Source organism: Streptomyces sp. NPDC002623, assembly GCF_053592635.1.
This window is the reverse complement of record NZ_JBSFWB010000028.1, coordinates 1-20,163: the sequence shown is the minus strand read 5'-3', so window position 1 is coordinate 20,163 and position 20,163 is coordinate 1. Positions and strand designations below refer to the sequence as shown.

Sequence of the window (20,163 nt, the reverse complement as noted above, 5' to 3'; positions counted from 1 at the left end):
GTCTGCCTCCGCGTCACGCCGACGCCGATACGGCGGTCTCGGGGTCGTACTCGTAGATCCAGCCGTTCGTCTTGAGCGGGTCGGCCTGCGAGTACTCCAGGTCGCGTGCCCGCTGTTCCGGGCCGTCCGGAAGGTGGTTGATGTGGGACCGTCCGTGCGACACCTCCTGCAGGCGGGCCGTACGGCGTCGGCGGAGTTCTTCGTAGCGTCCCAGCGCCGCGTTCGGGTTGTCCGGGTCCGCCGCGAGGCAGAAGGCCAGAACAGCGCCGTCCTCGATCGCCTGGGCGGCGCCCTGGGCGAAGAACGGGAACATCGGGTGGGCCGCGTCACCCAGCAGGGTCGCGTTCCCTCGGTTCCAGCGGTCGAGGGGCTCGCGGTCGAGCAAGGCCCAACGGCCCGGTGTGTCGGCTGCCGTGATCAGCTCCACCAGACGCGAGTCCCAGCCGGCGAACTCGTCGAGCAGTTCCCTGAGCGTCGCGGTGGCCGTCCAGGACTCGACACTGTTGGTCCCGGCGGGTGCGAAGGCGACAAGATTGATGTAGTCCTCGCCGGAGACCGGGTAGTGCACGAGGTGGTGGTCGGGGCCGATCCAGAGGGTCTGAGCGCGCCGCCTGGCGAAGTCGGGTGCCTGCCCCGCCGGTACGAGAGCCCGGTAGGCGCAGATGCCCGACTCCCTGGCCTGAGTCGGCCCGACGATGGCGTTGCGCACGCGTGAGTGGACCCCGTCGGCGCCGATGAGGATGTCCGGGCGGACCGTCTCACCGTCCTCGAACCGAAGAACCGCCTGGTCACCCTCGAACTCGACCGAGACGCAGCGCTTGCCGAGATGGATCGAGCGCTGGGGTACCGCTGACCTCAAGGCGTCCAGAAGGTCCGCACGGTGGGCGGTGTAGGTGTGCTCGCCGTACAGATGCATGCATCCCTCCTCCAGATTCTCGGCGGAGAGAACGGCGCCGTTCTCCCAGCGTCGGAACTCCCAGCCGATCTCCATGCGCACCGCGCGCTTGACGAACCGGTCCAGCACGCCGAGACGGCGGAGCAGACGGGCGGCGTTGGGCGCGATCACCAGGCCGGCACCCACCTCGGTGAGGGCGGCCGCCTGCTCGTAGACGTCACTGTCGAAGCCCTGGTCGCGCAGGAACGCCGCGGCGGCGAGGCCCCCGATGCCGCCGCCGAGGATCACGATCTTGGGACCGTCTGCTGTGCTCATGCTCTTTCACTCCCGTTGACCTCGAGCGAGGTGGTTACTGACTCCATGCAAGGGTCCGGTGGAATGCGCGTTGATAGAACAGAGCTATCCATCCAACGAACATTGAAGGTAGGGTGAGCGGGGTCACGCTCGACAAAGGAGAGGCTCATGCCTCGCGCGAACGAACCCGGACGCTCAGTCAGCTCCCGGCTGTGGGACCTGCTGTTCGCCTTCGACCCCAACAACACCGAGCTGAGCCTCGCCGACCTGGTCAGACGTACCGGCATGCCGCACGCCACCGCCAGGCGCCTCACGCTCGAACTCGTCGAGGCCGGCGCGCTGGAGCGCACCAGCGACAACCGGTTCGCGATCGGTCTGCCGCTGTGGCGTCTCGGAACCCTCGCACCACGCGCCGAGACGCTCCGCAGCGCCGCGCAGCCGTTCGTGGAGGACCTGTACACGGCTCTTCGCCAGCATGTGCAGCTGGCCGTCCTCCAGGACCACCAGGCCGTGATCATCGAGCGACTGTCGGCGGTGCACGCCGTCGGCCTGACGTCACAGGTCGGCGGCCTTCTCCCCTTGCATTGTTCCGGTGTCGGCAAGGTGCTGCTGAGCCACAGCAGTCCGGCCTTCATCGATGAAGTACTGGCGGGAAGGCTGCAGCGCTTCACCCCCAAGACGATCGTGGAGCCCACCGAACTCCGTCGCGAACTGGCCTCCTGTCGCTCGACCGGAACGGTGGTCGTCAAGGAGGAGCTGACCGAAGGGGCCGAGTCGGTCGCGACGCGCATCGTCGACGGCAGCGGCAAGGTCGTCGCGGCCCTGTCCGTCGTGGTGGCCGCAGGTTCGATCAAACTGCAGGCGGTGGTTCCCTCGCTGGTCGCGAGCGGGCTGGGGCTGTCCAGGAGCCTCGGCTGGCGGCCGGGCATTCCCATTCGCGCCTCGTAGCCCGCGAGGCGGGGGAACCGGCACGTCATGCCGATGGCTGGCGCCGGGAGAGCTGCATATGACCGAGGCGCCATCCCTCGTCGGTCGAGAACCACACCCGTGTCGCCACGGCCTGCACCAGGAAGGGCGGCAGGTCGGGCACGCGCCGGATGCGCATCTTCTGGAAGCACGTCACGATGACCCGGCCTTCTCGCTCTTGGCAGGTCACCTCGCTGGTCTCGGCCTCGAGGGTGGCTCCCATCGACGCGTTGTAGCGGAGGAAACGTTCGCGGTCATGGACATTGCCGACGGGGCCGTGCACGATCACGCAGTCGGGGAGCATGAGCGCACGCTGCTCCTCGTCGCCCTTCGTGATCGCGACGAGCCACGCCGCCTCCGCCCGAGCGACCGCTTCCGGCACGCGGACGTCGTCCGTACTGCTCGGTGCCGATGGTGTGGGGATCATAGGTCCGGCTCCTGTCCGAGTAAGTTTCTTGAGCGTTTTGCTGTGTACGCCGCGGCCCGCCGCGGAGGCTCCTCAGGAGGAGAAGTCGCGGCGGGCGTTCCGGTTGTCCTGGCAGGCCCGCTGCCCCCGTCCCGGCGCCGGCGCGTTCGTCAGTCGGTCAGTCCGCGAGGGTGTGCGGGTCGTCGTCGAGATGGGACTCGCTCACACCACCGCGCGCGCCGACGAGGGTGAGTGCCGCCGCCACGAGAGCAGCCACGCCACCGAGCACGTAGGCGATGGAGTAACTGTTGCTGAGGGCGTCGAAAGCGATGTCCTTGAGTGGGTTGAAGGGCACGACCTGGCCATCAGGCGTGGTGATGCTTGCCGGCACCGAGTTGGCGCCCAGCGGGCCCGAGGCCACGGCGTGCACCGCCGCCTCGAGCTGCGGTCTCTGATCCGCGGGAGCATGGGCCGCAGACGCCTGGAAGGCCTCGTAGGCCTTGCTCAGGGCGGGATCGCCGGCCAGCTTGCGGGCGATCTCGTCGGCGGCCCGGCCCAGCGCGACAGCGCCGGCGATCGCGGGGCCGAGGGCGAACCCGAGGTCCCGGAACGTGCTGGTGACACCGCTAGCCATCCCGGCGAGCTGGTTGGGCAACGTGTTGACCGCGACCGCGGTGACGGAGGCGAAGGCGAGTGCCGAACCGACACCGGCGAGGATCAGCGGCCCGACGATGGCGCCGATGGACCGACTGCTCGTCGGGACGCCGGCGAACCACAGCCCGCTGGCACCGATGAGGGTCAGGGCCGTGCACAGAACCCACCGGGGGTTGTAGCGCTCGAGCAGCTTGGAGGTGAGGGGCAGCAGGACGAAGCCGATGCCGCCGAAGAAGAGGTAGGCGACGGAGCTCTTCAGCGGGCTGAACCCCTGGATGATGGTGAGGCGGATACTGGTGGAGTACATGATCACGAGGAACGCGAACATACCGATCAGGGTGACCACCGAGTTCACGGCGAACGCCCGGTTGCGGAACACGCTCAGGAGAAGCAGCGGCGCGGCCGCACGGCTCTCGGCGAAGACGAACAGCACGAGGAAAACGGCCGCGGCGATGAACGCGACGGCGATCTGGGGGCTCCCCCAGCCGGTCTCCGAGCCCTGGATCACCGCGTACATGAGAGCGAACAGGCCGAGCGCGGCAGTGATCTGCCCCGGCCAGTCGACCGAGCGGCCCTGGGGTGAGGCGGAGTTCTGGGCGAGGGCCAGCGACAGGACCACACTCACCACGGCGATGACCAGGACGCCGACGAAGGCCCACCGCCAGTTCGCGTTCCCGCTCCAGCCGAGGTCGATCTTGGCGGCGAGGCCTGCCAGCAACGGGCCGATGAAGCCACCGACCGAGAGCGCGGTGGCCCAGATCGCCACACCACGCGCGCGGGTGGCGGTGGAGTGCGTACCGGCCGCCACCATGGCCAGGCTCGTCGGGAAGATGGCCGCGGCCCCGACACCACCGAGGACCTGCGCCAGGATCAGCAACGTCACCCGGGTGTCGGACGAGTATCCCGTACCCGGCACCAGGACCGCGAGAGCCGATCCCACGGCGATGAGCGCGCCACCCCCGACCAGCAGGCGCTTACGGCCGAAGAGGTCGCCGAACACGCCGAAGCCCAGTCCCAGGGCCGCGACGGGAAGCATGAAGGCCTCGGTGATCCACGTCAGTTGGGCCGAGGACGGCGCGAGATCCTGCTGGATCAGCCCGTTGATGAGCGAGGGGACGGACAGGGCTATCTGCGCGAGGCACACAGCGAGCACCACCGCGGCGAGAGTGCCTGAGCTCAGGGTGTATCTGCCACCCTCTCCCTCTTTCGCACCGGGTGTTTCGATCTGAACCATGGACGACTCCTTGCGCAAAGCGCTGCTGTCGGAACCGACGTCCGCTGCCGGCCCCGGATGTGGGTGCTTGTGGTCGCGGTCATTCCGGCAGCACTGCTGCCGAACCGCCCCATGGGCCTTCGCGGAGCTCCTCCGCGTGGCTTTTCGACCAAATCTGATTCAGGACGCTCGGCACGGTGACCGACCAGCGAGCAGCGACAAGGTAGGAAGTGACCCCCGTCACGCTCAATGGGCATGTTCATTGGACGGACAAGCCACCTCCCGTCGACGGCGCTGATGCGCACCATCCAGGAGTGAGACCGTTCGAGCGCTGGCCGAGGAGAGATGCGTCATGGCTGGAAGACTGACCGGCAAGATCGCCGTCGTGACCGGAGGCAGTAGGGGGATCGGGCAGGAGGTCGCCCGCAGGCTTGCCTCGGAGGGCGCGGCCATCGCGGTCGCGGACGTCGATCCGGCCGACGAGACGCGGACACTCGTCGAGGAGACCGGACGACGATTCTTCGGCGACAAGGTCGACATCTCCGACGAAGACGCGATCCACGGGTTCGCCGCGCGGGTCCGCGACGAACTCGGTCCCGTCGACATCCTGGTGAACAACGCGGCCGTGGTTCTGCTGGCCGACTTCGACCACGTGACCTACGACGAGTGGCGTCGCACCTTCGCCGTCAATGTGGACGGCCCCTTTCTGGCCTCCAAGGCGTTCCTGCCGCACCTGAAGGAGTCCGGGTCGGGCCGGATCATCAACATCACCTCGTCCAGCTACTGGACCGCGCCGCCGCCCTTCGTCTCCTACATCTCCGCCAAGGGCGCCCTGAACGGATTCACCTCCGTCCTGGCCGCCGGCCTCGGCGCCCACAGCATCACCGTGAACGGCGTAGCCGCGGGTCTCGTCCGGACGGCCGCCGCCGTGGAGAACACGGACGAGTCCTTCTTCGAGCAGGCCGTCCAAGGGCAGAACATCAAGCGTGTGCAGATGCCGTCCGACGTCTCGGGCGCCGTGGCGTTCCTCGCCTCCGACGACGCCGCGTTCATCACGGGCCAGCTCATCGTCACGGACGGGGGGAGCACGCGCCGCTAGGACTCCGGTGACGGGCCGTCGGGACACCCGTTCGTCGAGGAGGAGGTCCTCGGTCCGCGTTGACCGGATTCCCTGGAGACGGGTCGGTTCGCGAGAGCGGACCGTCTGTCCGGTCGCGGGCCCGTCGACGCGTCGAACATGATCAGCCGCCTGTACGGTCCTCCGGAACGTCCGTCCACGACCGGAACACGGCGGCCTGACCGTGGTGTGAACCGTCGGCGTCCACCAGGTTCCACATCGTGACGTCCTCTATCCAGAATCTCCGGCCGGACTTGGCGATCCTCAGGCCTCGGTAACCGGACGCGTACCCGCGTTCCGCCACCGACCGCACGAACCCCGCCCTGTCGTCCTGTCCCTCCGGGGCCGCGGACAGCCGGGACGGGAGCCGCACGAACTCCTGCCAGGTGTATTCGAAGCAGCTCTGGGCGGTCATGTTCGCGTAGCTGAACACCGGATCCGCGCTCTTGTCGTGCGCGAGCAGTCCGAACGGTGCGTCCTCGTAGAGCCGGCGGGCCGTCTCACCGTCGTGCGAGAGCACGGACGGCCACAACGGGGCGCCGGTCAACCGCTGGTAGCTGGACAGGAGAAGCCGCGCGAAGGCGACGTCGTGGTGGGAGACCGCAGTCATCGATTAGGGCCTGTCGTCCGTCCCTGGGAATACACGGAACCAAGGCATTCGCACGCATGTGCTGAATGCCTTGGCCGGACACTACTCCGTCGATGCGATCATCGCCGCGACCAGGGGTTGTGCATCCCGGGGGCGGCGTCAGTCCTGGCGGCCGTCCAGGGGGAGGAATCGCCGAAAGGCGGGGACGGCGACAGCCGCGACGACGATGTGCATGATCATCAGAGCGATGACGGCCCCCCAGCTGGTCCCGACCTTGCTGTCGTCGGCGCCGACGAGAACGTCCGGGACAAGGCTGACGAGGACGACGACGGGTACGAGGGTGCGCAGCAGAGCGGCGGGGCGTGCGGAGCGGGCGCGGACGATCGCCCAGGCCGCGGCGCCGATCAAGACCCCGAAGACGGTGAGGGGCGCGTAGGCGCTGGGGTGGAGCGGCTGGAAGTCGTCCGAGGCTCCGGCGGCGCGTGCGGATACGGCGACGACGGCGTTGAGCACGGTGGCGACGACTGCGGTCCCGACCAGACCCCCGGCGATGGCCAGGCCGTTGGGGCGGGCGGAACGGGTGGCGAGCTGTCCGCTCATGGTGTTCTCCGAATCAGAACAGGGCGATTGGGTGAAGGGGGGAGGAGGTTCAGCCGGCGATGACGACGGAGTGGCGGCTGGTGGAGACGTCCGTGACGGCGGCCAGCATCCAGGCGGCCACATCGGCGCGGCTGACGGTGTCACCCAGGCGCAGGGTGGCCGTGGCCGGGAGGGGCATGGCGCCACCGGTGGTGGGCCCGTTGGTGAGGCGGACGGCGTGGACGATCGTCCAGTCGAGGTCGCTGGCGCGGAGCGCGTCCTCGGCAGCGGTCTTGTCCTTGACCATCGCGCTCATCGCCAGGCCGGCCATGGCCTTGGCCGGTCCGCTGAGCCGGTCGTGCAGGACGGCGAAGGACGAGAGGGTCACGAAGCGGGTGACGCCGGTGGTGGCTGCTCCGGCGATGGCCGCGCGAGTCGCGTCGGTGATGACCGTTCCCCCGTTTGCTCCGAGTGCGCTGATCACCGCGTCCACGCCGGCCATGGCCTGCGCGACATCGCCAGGTTCTGTGGCCTGGCCGGAAACGATGTCGAGTCCGGGCCGGGCGGCGCCCAGCTTCTGGGGGGAGCGGACCAGGGCGCGCACGGTGTGACCGGTGGCCAGGGCCTGGTCGACGACTATGCGGCCCGTGGCGCCGGTGGCGCCGAGAACGAGCAGCTTCACGACGGACTCCTACGATGTTCGCTGCGCGGTACCGATCCGGCAGTGACTTCAATGTTGAAGTGAAATCTACCTCGCTATCACTTCAATCTTCAAGTGATCTCGGACGTCCTTTCACTTCAAGTGTGAAGTGACGGTAGATTGGGGGCGTGACAGAGACCCCGGCCGAAGAAGGCCCCCGATGGCTGGATGAGCAGGAACGACGCGCGTGGCTCGGCCTGGTTGGCGTCATGCTGCGCTTGGAGGGCGCCCTTGACGCGCAACTACGGCCGGCAGGTCTGAACTACTTCGACTACGGCGTGCTGGCGGCCCTGTCGGAGTCCCCGCAGCGGACGCTTCGTATGAGTGTGCTCGCGTCCTACGCCGAGGGCTCGCTCTCTCGCCTGTCACAGGTCGTCGCTCGTCTCGAACGGAAGGGATATGTACACCGCAGCCCCGACCCCACGGACGGTCGCTACACCCTGGCGACGTTGACCGAGCAAGGACACGCCACCGTTCTTGCCGTCGCCCCGGGCCACGTCCAGGAGGTCCGTCGGCTGGTCTTCGACCCGCTGACCAGGACCCAGGTCCGGCATCTCACCGACATCGGACAGCGCATCCTGCAAGCCATCGATCCCGACTATTTCAGTGGTGACCGCGGCTTCATCCCTGGACGCTGAACGCCTCCGGGGCCTTGGCGGTGACGGTGCTTCGACCGGGCGCGTGTTCTCCAGCCCGTCCAGCATCTGGCCTTGGGAGCGTCACCCGACGGTAGGCGCGGACTGCTCCTGGCCCTGTTGCGCATGCGCGACGGGGGCGATGAGTTGCTCAGCCCAGATGGTCTTCCCCGCAGGGGTGTAGCGAGTGCCCCACCGCTCGGTGAGTTGAGCGACGAGCAGCAGCCCACGCCCACCTTCGTCGTGCAGGCGGGCCCGGCGCAGATGCGGGCTGATGGTGCTCCCGTCGGACACCTCACACGTGAGCGTCTGGTCCTTGATCAGGCGTAGGTGGATCGGACCCGTGGCGTGGCGGATGGCGTTGGTGACCAACTCGCTGACGACGAGTTCGGTGATGAAGGCCGCGTCCTCCAACCCCCACATGGTGAGGCGGTCACGGGCATGTCGGCGTGCGTCCGCCACTACGGCGGGATCGCTGGGAAACTCCCAGGACGCCAGGCTGTCCTGGCTGAGGCCCCGGGCGCGGACCAGGAGCAGGGCGGCGTCGTCGGGGTCGGGGGACGGGCGCAGCGTGTCCAGAACCGAGTCGCACAGCGCCGAGAGTGAGGATGCGGGGCGGACGAGCGCCTGACGCAGGGCGAGGATTCCTTCGTCGACGTCGTGGTCGCGACTCTCGTACAGGCCATCGGTGAACAGGGCCAGCAGGCTGCCCTCCGGAATCCTCAACTCGGTGGCCTCGAAAGGCAGGCTGCCCAGTCCCAAAGGGGGGCCGGCCGGCAGGTCAATGAGATGGCTCGTGCCGTCCGGTCGGACCAGGATCGGGGCCGGGTGGCCGGCCCGGGCCATGCAGCAGGTTCCGAAGACCGGGTTGTAAACGGCGTAGAGGCAGGTGGCACCGACGTCCCCCGGGATGTCGCTGCCCTCACTCTCCGGTGGAGTCGAGTGGGTCACGATGTCGTCGAGGTGGGTGAGGAGTTCGTCGGGTGGCAGGTCGATGTCGGCGAGAGTCCGCACCGCCATACGGAGGCGGCCCATGGTGGCCGAGGCGGCGATACCGTGGCCCACGACGTCGCCGACGACGAGGCCGACCCGCGCCCCCGGCAGGAGTATCACATCGAACCAGTCGCCGCCGCCTGCGGGAACATAGCGGGAAGCCGTCTCTACCGTCGGATGGACCGTTGCTCTGCGGGGGAGCAGTGAGCGCTGGAGTGCCAGCGCGATGCTGCGCTCGTGGGTGAAGCGGCGGGCATTGTCCAGGCATACGGCGGCCCTGGCCACCAGGTCCTCGGTGATGACGAGGTCCTCGGGACCGAAGGGGTCGGGCGAGGTCGCGTAGCGGAAGAGGAGGGCCGTTCCCAGTACCGCGCCATGGGCCCGGATCGGCAGCGCGATCAGGGAATGTGCCCCGAAGGCGTCGGCGAGCGTTGCGTGGCGGGGGTCCTCCTTCAACCAGCGGACGATGTCGGGATCCGTGAGGTCACGCAACTCCGCCGGGCCCCCGGCCAGGCAGCGGGCGAGCGGAGACGAACAGGGAGGCGTATGCACGTCGTCGGACTCGTGCAGGGCGGCAGGTGGGAGCGGGCGGGAGGAACGTTGTGCCGCCCGACGCAGTCTCGCGGGACCGGCAGTCGGCTCTGGAGGCGGCAGCGAACCCTGGAGAACCACGTCGTGAAGGTCGATTCCGATGAAGTCCGCGAATTGGGGAACCACGACGTCGGCGAGTTCCTGGGCGGTGCCCGCCGGTTCCAAGGTCATGCCGATACGGGTCCTGGCCTCGCTCACCAGGGCGAGCCGCCGGCGGGTGTTGTACTGGGCGGAGTAATCCTCGGCGGCCAGGCCCACCGCGTGCACCCGGCCGTCTGCATCCTTGAGCGGAAAGAGGTCCACGCCCCATGCATGTGCTCGGTCCTCTTGCGGGAGCGCTGCCACATGCTCGGTGGATTCGGGTATGCCGGTCCTGCTCACGCGTAGGATCCGTCGCTCGATCTCCTCGAAGCCGGGCCCATGGAGGAAGTCGGTCATCCGTTGTCCCCGGACCTTGTCATCCGGGAAACCCGCCACCTGTGCGGCGGCGTCGTTCGCCTTGAGTGCCCGTCCGTCGTGGTCCCAGATCGCGAGGACACGCGGCTGCTGTTCGAACATCCACCGAATCAGTGAGTCGTCCGTCGGGGATTGCTTGTCCGGCGTCGGGAGGGCGGTCACCACGGTGGCAGGTTGTTGCTGGGCGTCCAGGAGTGGGGCCAAGTGGAGACGGACGCTCAGGAGGTGTCCGTCACGGTGGCGGAACTTCGCACCGTCGGGGGAGAGGAGTTCGGACAGAGGTCTGCCGATGATCTCCTCCGGTGTGTACCCGAGCAGTTCCTGTGCGTCGGGGCTCCAGAACGCGACATGACCACCGGCGTCCGTCACGGTGACAGTGACGGAGGTGTTGAGGTGCTCCTCGTCCCGCGGACCTGTGCGCCGGTCGGGTGGCTTGCCGCGACGATCCATGGTGGCGTTCCCGATCTTCCTGCCCGATGAACAGGCACTCTTCACCATCGTCCGGCAGGTGACGAATGGCAAGCCAGGCCGTGACGGCGCCTGCTGACGGCCATCACGCCGGGGATCGAGCCCCTGCCGAACCTCATGTCTGCCACCCCTTCACGAATCCTTCTCGATGCGAAACGTTTCGTATCTCACATCGGGGTGAAGTATCCGTCGAGTAGTCTGTCATCTGGGAAGAGTTCGACGATTGCAGTAACTTTGACTCTGTGGCAGTACGAAGCGAATCGAGTCGTAGAGCGATCCTTGACGCGACCATGGAACTCTTGGTCCGGGACGGCAGACGGGCGATCACGGTGCAGAAGCTGACCGTCGAGGCGATCGCCGAGCGGGCCGGCGTCAGCAAGGCGACGATCTACCGCTGGTGGCCCAGCAAGGTGGCGGTGGTGATCGACGCCTTCATGGAGAACCACCTGACGCACGTCCGTATCCCTGAAGGGCTGCCGGTGCGCGATGCGCTCCTGGAGCATCTGAAGTCGTTGATCGCCCGCTACGCCGGCCCGCAGGGCCGCCTGATCTCCCAGATCATCGCCGAGTGCCAGTACGATCCCGCGGCCCTCAACGACTTCCGTTCCCGGTTCTGGAACGACCGGTACGCGGCCGTCGAGAAACTCATGCGGCGTGGCATGGAGGAGGGTGTCTTCCGTTCGGACATCGATCCGGGGCGCGCGGCGCAACTGTTCTACGCCCCGGTGTATCTGCACCTGCTGTTCGCACTGGGCCCCCTTGACGACTCGCTGGCAGAACGGCTCGTCGAGCTGGGGATCCAAGGGGTAGCGGCCCGTTCGATGGCTGATGTGACGATTCCTTAGGACGCCTTCAGCCGGCTGTCCTGTGACGTGTGCGGACAGAGCGGAGGCAGGCGGACGGCGGACTCAGCGCCGCGCTGTCCCCCCTGTGGCAGTCCGGCCTCGGGACCGGTCCGCGCCGCGGCCCGAGCCCACGTGGGAAGAACTTCCAGCAGGGATTCAAGGGTTGCGCCGTCGTGTGCCGTTCCCAGCACATATCGGTCCGGGCGGACAATGATCGCCGATGCCTGCACCGACGCGAGTAGCTCATCGGTTTCCTCGCGAGAGGTCAGGACCACGATCTCGGCGTCGCTTTTGATCCGGTGCCGGATCGAGGGGGACAGGTTCTCGAGCAGCTCGGGATCGGCCGCGAGCAGGAAGCGTCTGCCGACCAGGTCGTCCAGGCGCCGACCGTCGGGTAGCACCGATTGCATGGACAGCTGACCTGCGGGGCCCGTGCCTGCATGTGCTCCTGGCCCGAGCGATGGGGCATCGGGGTGGGCGGCGGCGGGGTTGGCTCGGATGTAGGCGTCCCGCTGAGCCGCCGTGTCAGGGTCGGTCGTCTGAACCAGATGTGCCATCGTGGCGGCTTTCTCGACCCAGTACCGAGCGTGCGGTCGGCGTTCGGACTCGTAGGTGTCCAGCAGACCGGCTGGGGCCTTGCCGAGCGAGACCAGCCGCAGTTTCCAGACGAGATTGGTCACGTCACGCAGGCCGGCACACAGGCCCTGGCCGAACAGCGGCGGGGCCTGGTGAGCCGCGTCCCCGGCGAGGAACACGTTCCCGACACGCCAGGTGGTGGCCACACGCGCACGGAACGTGTAGATGGCTTTGCGCTCGGGCCTGAACGCCTCCGGAGTGAGCACCCCATGGCTGATCCGGGCGATGGCCTCGTCGGTGACGATCTCTTCTCGATCGTCACCGGGCATCAGTTTGAATTCCATGCGTACGACGTCGCCGGGCAGGTCGACCCACAGGCCAGGCCGCGTGTGGCGCCCGAGGAAGACCATGTCCCCCTCGATCGCGGCGGCGCCGCTCAGATGTCCGTCGACCACCAGCCACGGGTCGTCCGTGCCGAGGTTCTCGCAGGCCACGTCCAGAGCGTGGCGGACGGTCGACTGGGCGCCGTCGCAGGCGACGACCCATCGGGAGGTGAGGACCTCGTCGGCCCCGTCCTGCGTTCGCACATGACAGTGGACGCCGTCGCCGTCCTCTTCGATGCCCACCAAGGTGACACCACAGCGCAGTTCGACACCGGGCAGCCGGGTGACTTCCGCGCGCAGAAGCGCGTCGATCTCCGGCTGGTGGAAAAGGACCTCGTCGTGCCACGCCTGGGAGCCCCACTGCCCTGTGGGCTGGGTGAAGAGCGTCTCGCCGGCCTCGTTCTCCATCCGGAAGTCGCGCATCGGCTTGGAGCGGGCGGCGACCTCGTCGGCGAGGCCGATGGCCTGCAGTGAGCGCATGGTCTCCCCGTCGAAGTGCACCGCCCGCGCCTGCGACCACATCTCGGGCTCGCGCTCCACTCCGATGGCCCGGATACCGGCGTGGCCGAGAAGTGCCAGTGCGAGCACGCCGACTGGTCCTCCGCCGACAACGACGACTTCACAGTCGATAGGCATGTGAACTCCCTGAGCGGTGATGCACGCGGGGTGCGGCGATGTGCGTTGTTCATTACGTTCTGATAATCGCTGGCCGGGTGGCTGTGAGCCTGGTCCGCGTCGGGGATGCCGTAGCGGTCCCTGTGGTGCGACCCCGCGAGCCCGGAGTTGTCGACCACGGACTTGAAGCGTTCCCGGACGCGCCGCCCCAGTGGGGCCCGCTCACGGTAGGGCGTTCGAAACGAAACGTCTAGTACCTATGCGCGTAACGGGAGCACCTCCAGTCCTGCCGCATAACTCGCTGGTTGATCGCTGCATGAAGGGTTCCGGCGTGCCCCTTATGGGGCTATGGTCGACGCGAAACGGACCGTTTTGAAAGCAGTCCTTGCGTCCGCCTGCGTCAGCGCTCCTCCTCGCACACGCTCGGCGGCATAAGGCGCATGGCGTCCGAGGATCCCAGTGACGCCGGCGCTTCCCCTCAACCCGTCGAGAAAGGCCCACTCAGATGCCTGAGGCCGTTGTCGTCGCCGCGGCGCGCACTCCGATCGGACGCGCGTTCAAAGGCTCCTTGAAGGACATGCGCCCCGACGACCTGGCTGCCACCGCCGTCCGCGCCGCCCTGGAGCAGGTGCCTGAACTCGACCCGGCGGCGATCGACGATCTCCACCTGGGATGTGCGGAACCTCAGGGCGAGCACGGTGGCAACATCGCCCGTCGAGTCGCGGTCCAGCTCGGTCTGGACACCGTTCCCGGCACGACCGTCACCCGGTTCTGCTCCTCCTCCCTGCAGACCACCCGGATGGCGTTCCATGCCATCAAGTCCGGCGAGGGCCATGTCTTCGTCAGCGCGGGCGTCGAGTGCGTCTCCCGGTACCGCCAGTTCACATCTGTCGGAGCCGACCCCGAAGACTCGATCAACCCGCTCTTCGCCCAGGCCCAGGTTCGCACCGGCGAGTACGCACGCACCAACCGTCCCTGGAGCGATCCGCGTACGGAGGGGCTGCTGCCGGACATCTACGCGAGCATGGGACAGACCGCGGAGAACGTCGCCACCCTGCGTGGGATCAGCCGCCTTGAACAGGACGAATTCGCGCTGCGCAGCCAGCAGCTCACCGCGAAGGCCATCAGCGCCGGCTTCTACACCCGCGAGATCACGCCGGTCACGTTGCCGGACGGCACGGTCGCAGCGACCGACGACAGCCCGCGCCCCGGCACGACGTACGAAGCGCTCTCCGCACTGAAGCCGGCGTTCCGGCCCGAGGGCACGGTCACCGCGGGGAACGCCTGCCCGCTCAACGACGGCGCCGCCGCCGTCGTCATCATGAGCGACATCAAGGCCCGCGAACTCGGCGTCACACCGCTCGCCCGGATCGTGTCCACCGGCGTGTCCGGTCTGTCCCCGGAGATCATGGGCCTCGGGCCCGTCGACGCCACCCGCCAGGCCCTCGCGCGCGCCGGCCTCGGCGTCGGCGACATCGACCTGTTCGAGATGAACGAGGCGTTCGCCGTGCAGGTCATCGCCTCGGCCCGGGAGCTCGGCGTTCCCTTCGAACGGCTCAACGTGCACGGTGGAGCGATCGCTCTCGGCCACCCCTTCGGCATGACCGGAGCCCGCATCATGGCGACCCTGCTCAACGGCCTGCGCACGCTCGACGCGCAGCTCGGGGTGGAGACCATGTGCGTCGGCGGCGGCCAGGGCATGGCCCTCGTCCTGGAGCGCCTCGACTAGGCACGGATTTCCTCACCGCATACCGCGAGAGAGCTCGCGGCGGCATCAGCCCAACTCCATCCCCTCCGTCGTCGGTTGCTTCAGCCTGCCGCTCGGGCGACGCGCACCGATCCATGTCAGAGCAATGAGAATGGACTACGCACATGGCTGTTTCCCGTAGACCCCGTCAGCGCCGCTTGTTTGTCTCCGCCGCCCTGGCCACGGCGATGACCTCACTCGTGGCCTGTGGCGGCGCCACCACCGCCGACACGGGTGCGCCGAGCGCCGATGCGCAGAAGAGTGCCGCCCCCGGTGAGTGCGGATCGGTTCCGAAGGTCGCCCCGAAGGACGCCTCGGGTGTCCTCGCCTCGCTCGGAGGCTCGGTCGCGGACAACTACAACGGCTTCACCAATCCGGTCGAGGCCTCCGCCTGGGAGGACTGGAAGCCGTCGCACGAGGGCCCGTACAAGGTGGCGCTCTCCTGGCCGCCGCGGAACAACGCCTTCCTGACCGAGATGTACAACGCGGTCAAGAAGACCCTCACCGAGAGCGGGAAGGTCACGATCACCAAGGAGCTCACGCCGACGTCCCCCTCCGACGTGCCGGGCCAGCTGCAGCAGATCAACCAGCTCATCGGCGACAAGCCGGACATGATCATCACGCAGCCGATCGCACCGGGTCCCTCCGCCAAGGTCATGGACGCGGCTGCCAAGGCGGGCATCCCGGTCGTCTCGGCGTGGAACTCCTCGCCGACGCCGTCGGCGGTGAGCGTCGGGCTGAACAACTTCCTGCAGGCGGCGACGACAGCGGCCAAGGTCGTCCAGGCCATGGGAGGCAAGGGCGACCTCCTGCTCGTGCGTGGCATCCCTGGCATCCAGCAGGACGCGGACGCGATGGCCGGCTTCAAGGCCGTGCTCGCACTGTGTCCGGACATCAAGGTCGCCGGCGAGGTGACCGGCGGATACGTCAGCGCGACGACTAAGGCAGCCGTGCTGCAGTTCCTCTCGACCCACCCCGCGGGCGTCGACGGCGTCCTGCAGGCGGGCGCGATGGGCGTGGGTGTGATCAACGCCTTCAAGCAGCTCGGCAAGCAGGTGCCGCCGCTCGCCGACATCGGCTCGTCCCGTGGAAGCATCGCCTACGCGCACCAGAACGCCTCGCGCTACCAGGAGTTCGGGACCTCGACACCGGACGCAGCGATCGGCGTCTCCATCGCCAACGTGGCGCTGAAGATCCTCGCCGGTGACGGGCCGAAGGTGAACCAGGTCATCACGCAGCCGGTCTACATCACCAACGACAACCTCGACGAGATCTACCAGGACGGCTGGGACGTCACGAACACCGCCAACGCGGCGGGCAAGGACGACGACTTCATGTCGGAGTCGTACATCGCCCAGTTCTTCACGAAGAGCTCCTGATGACGACCGCAGGGAAAGCCCATGCGGCGCGGACCCCGGGGGCGGAGGCCACCCCGCCTCCGGCGGTGAACGAGCCGATGCGCATCGAGGCGGTCGCTGTCACGAAGTCGTTCGGCGCCACCCAGGCGCTCTCCTCCGGCGCGCTGCACCTGCGGCCGGGCGAGGTGCACACGGTGATCGGTGAGAACGGCAGCGGCAAGAGCACGCTCGTCAAGATCCTGTCCGGGGTGCACGCCATGGACGGCGGCACCCTCGCCGTCGACGGCACGCCGGTCGACCGGATCGCCTCACCCGGGCGGGCGCGGCAACTCGGCATCGCCACGGTGTTCCAGGAAGTGCTCACCGTGGCGGGCCGTTCGGTACTCGACAACATCTGGCTCGGCGCCGACGGAGTGTTCCGCCGTAGGGTGCCCGGAGCCGAGCGGCGCCGCCGTGCGCAGGAGATCCTCGACCGCCTCGCGGTCACTCCGATCGACCTCGACGCGCCCGCGGGAAGCTTGTCGCTGTCGCAGCGACAGTTGTGCTGCATCGCCCGCGCGCTGGTGATGGATCCGCGCGTTCTGATCCTCGACGAGTCGACATCGGCCCTCGACCTCGACTCGCGCGACCGCTTGTTCGAGGTGGTCCGTGAGCTCACCGCCACCGGCACGAGCGTGCTGTTCATCTCGCACCGGATGGACGAGATCTTCACGATCAGCGACGTCATCACGGTCTTCCGCGCCGGTGAGGCGGTCGCCGAACGGATCCCGGCGGCGGAGTCCTCGGTCCCGGATCTCATCCACCGTATGACCGGTGGTGAGGCGCGCGAGCACGCTGCCGAGGCCGAAGCAGCTCGGGAACCCGGCCCCGTGGTACTCGAAGCCGAGGGCGTCCGCCTCGCACCGGCAGCCACGCCCTTCGACTTCTCGGTACGAGCGGGTGAGATCGTCGGGCTCGTCGGGCTCGAAGGCCAGGGACAGGATCGTCTCCTGCACGCACTGCGCGGAGTGCCGCCGTACTCCGGAAGGGTCAGCCGCGTCACGGGTGAATCGAGGCACCGGGTCACGAGGCCGGTGGACGCCTACAGGAACGGGATCGTCTACGTGCCGCGCGAGCGGCGTGGCGAGGCATTGCTGCCCCACCTCTCCATCCGGGAGAACTTCGGCCTGCCCACCCTGCAACGGGACACCGTCTCCGGTGTACTGCGGCCCGGGCGCACGCTCGCCCGGCTGCGCGGCCACGCCGAGCGGCTGCGGTTGGCGGTGCGTGCGCACGGCGACTCGATCACGACCCTGAGCGGCGGCAACCAGCAGAAGGTGGTCATCGCGCGGTGGCTGGCCTCCGATCCGGCGGTTCTGCTGCTCAACGATCCGACCCGCGGCGTGGACCTCAAGGCCAAGCGTGACCTCTACGCCGTGTTGCGGGGCCTGTGTGCGGAGGGGGTCGCCGTCGTGATGCTCTCCAGCGACGTCGATGAGCTGCTCGAACTCATGGACCGCGTCGTCGTCTTCCGCGAGTCGGCCGTGGTCGCCGAGATCCCGCGCTCCTCGCTCAGCAGATCGGCGCTCGTCGGCGCCTACTTCGGCCACAAGGACCACATCGATGTCTAGATATCTCTCCGTGCTCCGCGCACGCCCGTACGCGTTCGTCCTGGTGCTCGTCGTGGCGCTCGTCGTCGCGAACGCCGTGATCCGCCCCTCTTTCCTGACCCCCGGCCAGTGGCCCGCGTTGCTCGGCACGCTCGCGCCGTTCGCCATCCTCGGGATCGCCTCGACCCCGCCGGTGCTCGGCGGGGGCGGGGTGGACCTCTCGGTTGGGCCGCTCGCGACGGTCGTGAACTGCGTCTTCGTCTCCGTGCTCATACCGCACGGGCTGGGCGGAGCCGTCGTGGCGATCCCGCTGCTCCTGCTGCTCGGTCTCGGGGTCGGTCTGATCAACGGTGTCCTGGTCGCGGTCGTCCGGTTGGACCCGGTCATCGCGACGCTCGGCTCCCTGTTCGTCCTGATCGGGGTCGCGCTGAAGATCGCCGAGACGCCGGGGGATCCCGGGCAGAACTGGACGACCGGCCTCGCCGGGACGATCGGCGGCTGGTTCCCGGGGGCGCTGCTGACGATGGCCGCCCCGGCGGCGGTGTGGCTCGCCCTGCGGCGCACGGCCTTCGTGCGCAATCTGTACGCCGTCGGCGGTGACGACACCGCGTCGTTCTCGGCCGGCGTCAACGTCACCGCGGTGCGCATCGGGGCGTACGCCCTCGCGGGCCTGTTCGCCGCGATGGGCGGTATCGCGCTGACGGCGCTCATCCAGTCCTCCGACTCGTCGCTCGGCACGACCTACGCGCTCGTCGCGCTCGCCGCGGTCTCACTGGGCGGCACCTCGCTCGCCGGCGGCGCGGGGGGAGTGCTGGGGTCGTTCCTCGGCGCCTGCGGGATCTTCCTGCTGCAGGAACTGCTCTCCGCGACCGGCGCCTCGTCGAACTACGTGCAACTGGCGTACGGAGTGCTCCTCGTTCTCGGGGTCGTCCTCGGAGCGACGCTCGGACGCAGCAACAAGGAGGTGGCCGTATGACCAGCACGAGCAGTGTGCCGGACACCGTCGCGCACGAGATGTCCGAGGTGTCGCACACACCTGGCGGGGCCAGGGCGCTGTGGCGCTCGTTCGCCGGCGTCCAGCAGCGGGTTCCGGTGTTCCAGATGGCGGCCGTCCTCGCGGTGTTCGCCTGGGGCGCGGTCGCCGTACCCGGATTCACCGAGCATTCGGCGATCATGTCGATGCTCGTCCTGGCGAGCCTGCTGGGCCTCGCCTCGGTCGGACAGACGCTGGTCGTGCTCGTCGGCGGTCTGGACCTCGCGGTGGCCGGCTACATCTCGGTCGGTGCGGTCGCGGCCGCCCAACTCGCCGGCAAGCACCAGTGGTCGCTGGCCGCGACCACGGTGGTGGTCGTCGGAGTGACCGGTCTGGCCGGCGCGGTCAGTGGCTGGGTGTGCCAGCGCTTCGGCGTTCAGTCGCTCGTCGTGACCCTGGGGATGTACTCGATCCTGATCAGCGCGATCCTCATCGTCACCGACGGCAACATCGTCGACGCCCCACCCGTCGTGCTGTCGGACTGGACCTCCGTCGCCGGCTCGACCTTCGGACTGCGGGTGCCTCCGGTCGTGGTGCTGTGGGCCGTGGTCTCGGTGGTGCTGGGGGTCGTGCTGGCGCGTACCCGGGCCGGCCGGCGGCTCTACGCCACGGGAGGCAACCCGCGCGCGGCGACGCTCATGATGATCGACGTCCGGCGCGTCTGGGTGCTGGTCTTCGCCGTCGGCGGCGCGGTGGCCGGCATCGTCGGCATGCTCGTCGCCGGTTTCGCCAGCGGTGCCACGCCGAACTCGGGCGACCCGTATCTCTTCTCCGGCATCGCCGCGGTCGTCGTCGGCGGCACGATGATCGGCACGGCCCGCGGCAGCTACACGCGCACCGTGCTCGGCGCGCTGCTGCTGACCGAGCTGACGACGATCCTCGCCGGTGAGGGTTTCGACGAGGGGGACAACCGCATTCTGTACGGCCTCGCGCTGCTCGTCGTCGTCACGGCCTACGGCCGGCAGCGCCGACTCAACGATCGTGTCTGACTCCACCCTGAGGAAGTGCCTCCACCGCAGGGCGTTGTCCGGCGGGCTCGCGGGCGATGTGACGGCCCGGTGATCCCCCTTCCCGCGGGAAGGGGGATCACCGGGCCGTTTACGGGAGGGAGCCGACCCGGCCCGCGTCGGAGGTGCTCGCTGTCGACCATGTCCGAGGAGAGGCGTCGGCAGAATTCCGTGATCTCGGCCAGGCCGGTAACCGGAGTGAGCTTGCCGCACTGCACCGTGGCCTCCACGGCGTTGCCTCGTTCTTTTGAGACGCCAGCTCATCAGGGCCTTGGTGGGCTTGGATCCGACGGGAGTGTGGATCGCGCGGACCAAGCCGGGGCGGGGCGAGGTGTCCTGATGGGACAACGGAGTCTGGGCCTCGGACACACATGTTTGCGAGGCCCCGACACCCTTGTGCCGGTGGGCGGGAGGCGGGGGGGCCGATAGGGAGAGCGGGGGGGTGGGGAAGAGT

At 68.5% G+C, this 20,163-nt stretch carries 17 protein-coding genes; 9 read left to right on the top strand and 8 right to left on the bottom strand.

Features of this window, described 5'->3' with window-relative positions; all coding sequences use genetic code 11:
- Positions 1-13 precede the first annotated feature (13 nt).
- On the bottom strand, positions 14-1,210 hold the full coding sequence (locus ACWD4O_RS36510; protein WP_451286684.1) for an FAD-dependent monooxygenase: 1,197 nt from the start codon (positions 1,208-1,210) through the stop codon (positions 14-16).
- A 147-nt stretch (positions 1,211-1,357) separates the two neighbouring features.
- Between ACWD4O_RS36510 and ACWD4O_RS36505 the strand changes: the two genes are divergently transcribed.
- Positions 1,358-2,137, top strand: coding sequence for an IclR family transcriptional regulator (locus tag ACWD4O_RS36505; RefSeq protein ID WP_451286682.1), 780 nt, complete (start codon positions 1,358-1,360; stop codon positions 2,135-2,137).
- A 25-nt stretch (positions 2,138-2,162) separates the two neighbouring features.
- Here ACWD4O_RS36505 and ACWD4O_RS36500 read toward each other — a convergent pair whose 3' ends face one another.
- Positions 2,163-2,582: a nuclear transport factor 2 family protein gene (locus ACWD4O_RS36500; protein WP_451286680.1), complete on the bottom strand. Its 420-nt coding sequence runs from the start codon at positions 2,580-2,582 to the stop codon at positions 2,163-2,165.
- Between the two features lie 157 nt (positions 2,583-2,739).
- Entirely contained in the window at positions 2,740-4,449 is a 1,710-nt protein-coding gene (locus ACWD4O_RS36495; RefSeq protein WP_451286678.1) for an MFS transporter, read from the bottom strand.
- A gap of 331 nt (positions 4,450-4,780) precedes the next feature.
- Between ACWD4O_RS36495 and ACWD4O_RS36490 the strand changes: the two genes are divergently transcribed.
- Entirely contained in the window at positions 4,781-5,527 is a 747-nt protein-coding gene (locus ACWD4O_RS36490) for an SDR family NAD(P)-dependent oxidoreductase (protein WP_451286677.1), read from the top strand.
- Between the two features lie 142 nt (positions 5,528-5,669).
- Here ACWD4O_RS36490 and ACWD4O_RS36485 read toward each other — a convergent pair whose 3' ends face one another.
- The 3 genes from ACWD4O_RS36485 to ACWD4O_RS36475 form a co-directional block, all read right to left on the bottom strand.
- Positions 5,670-6,155, bottom strand: coding sequence for an MEKHLA domain-containing protein (locus ACWD4O_RS36485; protein ID WP_451286675.1), 486 nt, complete (start codon positions 6,153-6,155; stop codon positions 5,670-5,672).
- A 138-nt stretch (positions 6,156-6,293) separates the two neighbouring features.
- Positions 6,294-6,734, bottom strand: a complete 441-nt coding sequence (locus tag ACWD4O_RS36480; protein ID WP_451286674.1) for a DUF6069 family protein — start codon at positions 6,732-6,734, stop codon at positions 6,294-6,296.
- A gap of 49 nt (positions 6,735-6,783) precedes the next feature.
- A complete protein-coding gene (locus ACWD4O_RS36475; RefSeq protein ID WP_451286673.1) occupies positions 6,784-7,395 on the bottom strand; it encodes an NAD(P)-dependent oxidoreductase in 612 nt (203 codons plus the stop codon).
- 146 nt (positions 7,396-7,541) lie between these two features.
- Here ACWD4O_RS36475 and ACWD4O_RS36470 point away from each other — a divergent pair, with 146 nt between their 5' ends.
- Positions 7,542-8,051, top strand: coding sequence for a MarR family winged helix-turn-helix transcriptional regulator (locus ACWD4O_RS36470; RefSeq protein ID WP_451286671.1), 510 nt, complete (start codon positions 7,542-7,544; stop codon positions 8,049-8,051).
- Positions 8,052-8,132: 81 nt separating this feature from the next.
- On the opposite strand, the gene ACWD4O_RS36465 is transcribed toward ACWD4O_RS36470, so the two are convergent.
- Complete coding sequence (locus tag ACWD4O_RS36465) at positions 8,133-10,538, bottom strand: SpoIIE family protein phosphatase (protein WP_451286669.1); 2,406 nt, start codon at positions 10,536-10,538, stop codon at positions 8,133-8,135.
- Positions 10,539-10,798: 260 nt separating this feature from the next.
- On the opposite strand from ACWD4O_RS36465, the gene ACWD4O_RS36460 reads away from it, so the two are divergent.
- Positions 10,799-11,401: a TetR/AcrR family transcriptional regulator gene (locus tag ACWD4O_RS36460; protein WP_451286666.1), complete on the top strand. Its 603-nt coding sequence runs from the start codon at positions 10,799-10,801 to the stop codon at positions 11,399-11,401.
- Here ACWD4O_RS36460 and ACWD4O_RS36455 read toward each other — a convergent pair.
- Positions 11,398-12,996, bottom strand: a complete 1,599-nt coding sequence (locus tag ACWD4O_RS36455) for a bifunctional 3-(3-hydroxy-phenyl)propionate/3-hydroxycinnamic acid hydroxylase (protein WP_451286665.1) — start codon at positions 12,994-12,996, stop codon at positions 11,398-11,400. The genes ACWD4O_RS36460 and ACWD4O_RS36455 overlap by 4 nt on opposite strands.
- A gap of 484 nt (positions 12,997-13,480) precedes the next feature.
- Here ACWD4O_RS36455 and ACWD4O_RS36450 point away from each other — a divergent pair, with 484 nt between their 5' ends.
- The 5 genes from ACWD4O_RS36450 (at position 13,481) to ACWD4O_RS36430 (ending at position 19,691) form a co-directional block, all read left to right on the top strand.
- The gene (locus tag ACWD4O_RS36450) at positions 13,481-14,704 is read left to right on the top strand and encodes an acetyl-CoA C-acetyltransferase (protein WP_451286664.1); all 1,224 of its coding nucleotides are present in this window, start codon (positions 13,481-13,483) and stop codon (positions 14,702-14,704) included.
- A gap of 143 nt (positions 14,705-14,847) precedes the next feature.
- Entirely contained in the window at positions 14,848-16,101 is a 1,254-nt protein-coding gene (locus ACWD4O_RS36445) for a substrate-binding domain-containing protein (RefSeq protein ID WP_451286662.1), read from the top strand.
- Positions 16,101-17,690, top strand: coding sequence for a sugar ABC transporter ATP-binding protein (locus ACWD4O_RS36440; protein ID WP_451286660.1), 1,590 nt, complete (start codon positions 16,101-16,103; stop codon positions 17,688-17,690). Before ACWD4O_RS36445 ends, ACWD4O_RS36440 begins: the two co-directional genes overlap by 1 nt.
- Entirely contained in the window at positions 17,683-18,645 is a 963-nt protein-coding gene (locus ACWD4O_RS36435) for an ABC transporter permease (RefSeq protein ID WP_451286658.1), read from the top strand. The genes ACWD4O_RS36440 and ACWD4O_RS36435 overlap by 8 nt, the downstream gene beginning before the upstream one ends.
- Positions 18,642-19,691, top strand: coding sequence for an ABC transporter permease (locus tag ACWD4O_RS36430; RefSeq protein ID WP_451286656.1), 1,050 nt, complete (start codon positions 18,642-18,644; stop codon positions 19,689-19,691). Before ACWD4O_RS36435 ends, ACWD4O_RS36430 begins: the two co-directional genes overlap by 4 nt.
- The last annotated feature ends 472 nt before the right edge of the window (positions 19,692-20,163 follow it).

Coding starts and splice junctions, on each gene's coding strand:
- ACWD4O_RS36510 (WP_451286684.1), bottom strand. CDS start 1,210: ATGAGCACAGCAGACGGTCCCAAGATCGTGATCCTCGGCGGCGGCATC.
- ACWD4O_RS36505 (WP_451286682.1), top strand. CDS start 1,358: ATGCCTCGCGCGAACGAACCCGGACGCTCAGTCAGCTCCCGGCTGTGG.
- ACWD4O_RS36500 (WP_451286680.1), bottom strand. CDS start 2,582: ATGATCCCCACACCATCGGCACCGAGCAGTACGGACGACGTCCGCGTG.
- ACWD4O_RS36495 (WP_451286678.1), bottom strand. CDS start 4,449: ATGGTTCAGATCGAAACACCCGGTGCGAAAGAGGGAGAGGGTGGCAGA.
- ACWD4O_RS36490 (WP_451286677.1), top strand. CDS start 4,781: ATGGCTGGAAGACTGACCGGCAAGATCGCCGTCGTGACCGGAGGCAGT.
- ACWD4O_RS36485 (WP_451286675.1), bottom strand. CDS start 6,155: ATGACTGCGGTCTCCCACCACGACGTCGCCTTCGCGCGGCTTCTCCTG.
- ACWD4O_RS36480 (WP_451286674.1), bottom strand. CDS start 6,734: ATGAGCGGACAGCTCGCCACCCGTTCCGCCCGCCCCAACGGCCTGGCC.
- ACWD4O_RS36465 (WP_451286669.1), bottom strand. CDS start 10,538: ATGGATCGTCGCGGCAAGCCACCCGACCGGCGCACAGGTCCGCGGGAC.
- ACWD4O_RS36455 (WP_451286665.1), bottom strand. CDS start 12,996: ATGCCTATCGACTGTGAAGTCGTCGTTGTCGGCGGAGGACCAGTCGGC.
- ACWD4O_RS36450 (WP_451286664.1), top strand. CDS start 13,481: ATGCCTGAGGCCGTTGTCGTCGCCGCGGCGCGCACTCCGATCGGACGC.
- ACWD4O_RS36445 (WP_451286662.1), top strand. CDS start 14,848: ATGGCTGTTTCCCGTAGACCCCGTCAGCGCCGCTTGTTTGTCTCCGCC.
- ACWD4O_RS36440 (WP_451286660.1), top strand. CDS start 16,101: ATGACGACCGCAGGGAAAGCCCATGCGGCGCGGACCCCGGGGGCGGAG.
- ACWD4O_RS36435 (WP_451286658.1), top strand. CDS start 17,683: ATGTCTAGATATCTCTCCGTGCTCCGCGCACGCCCGTACGCGTTCGTC.
- ACWD4O_RS36430 (WP_451286656.1), top strand. CDS start 18,642: ATGACCAGCACGAGCAGTGTGCCGGACACCGTCGCGCACGAGATGTCC.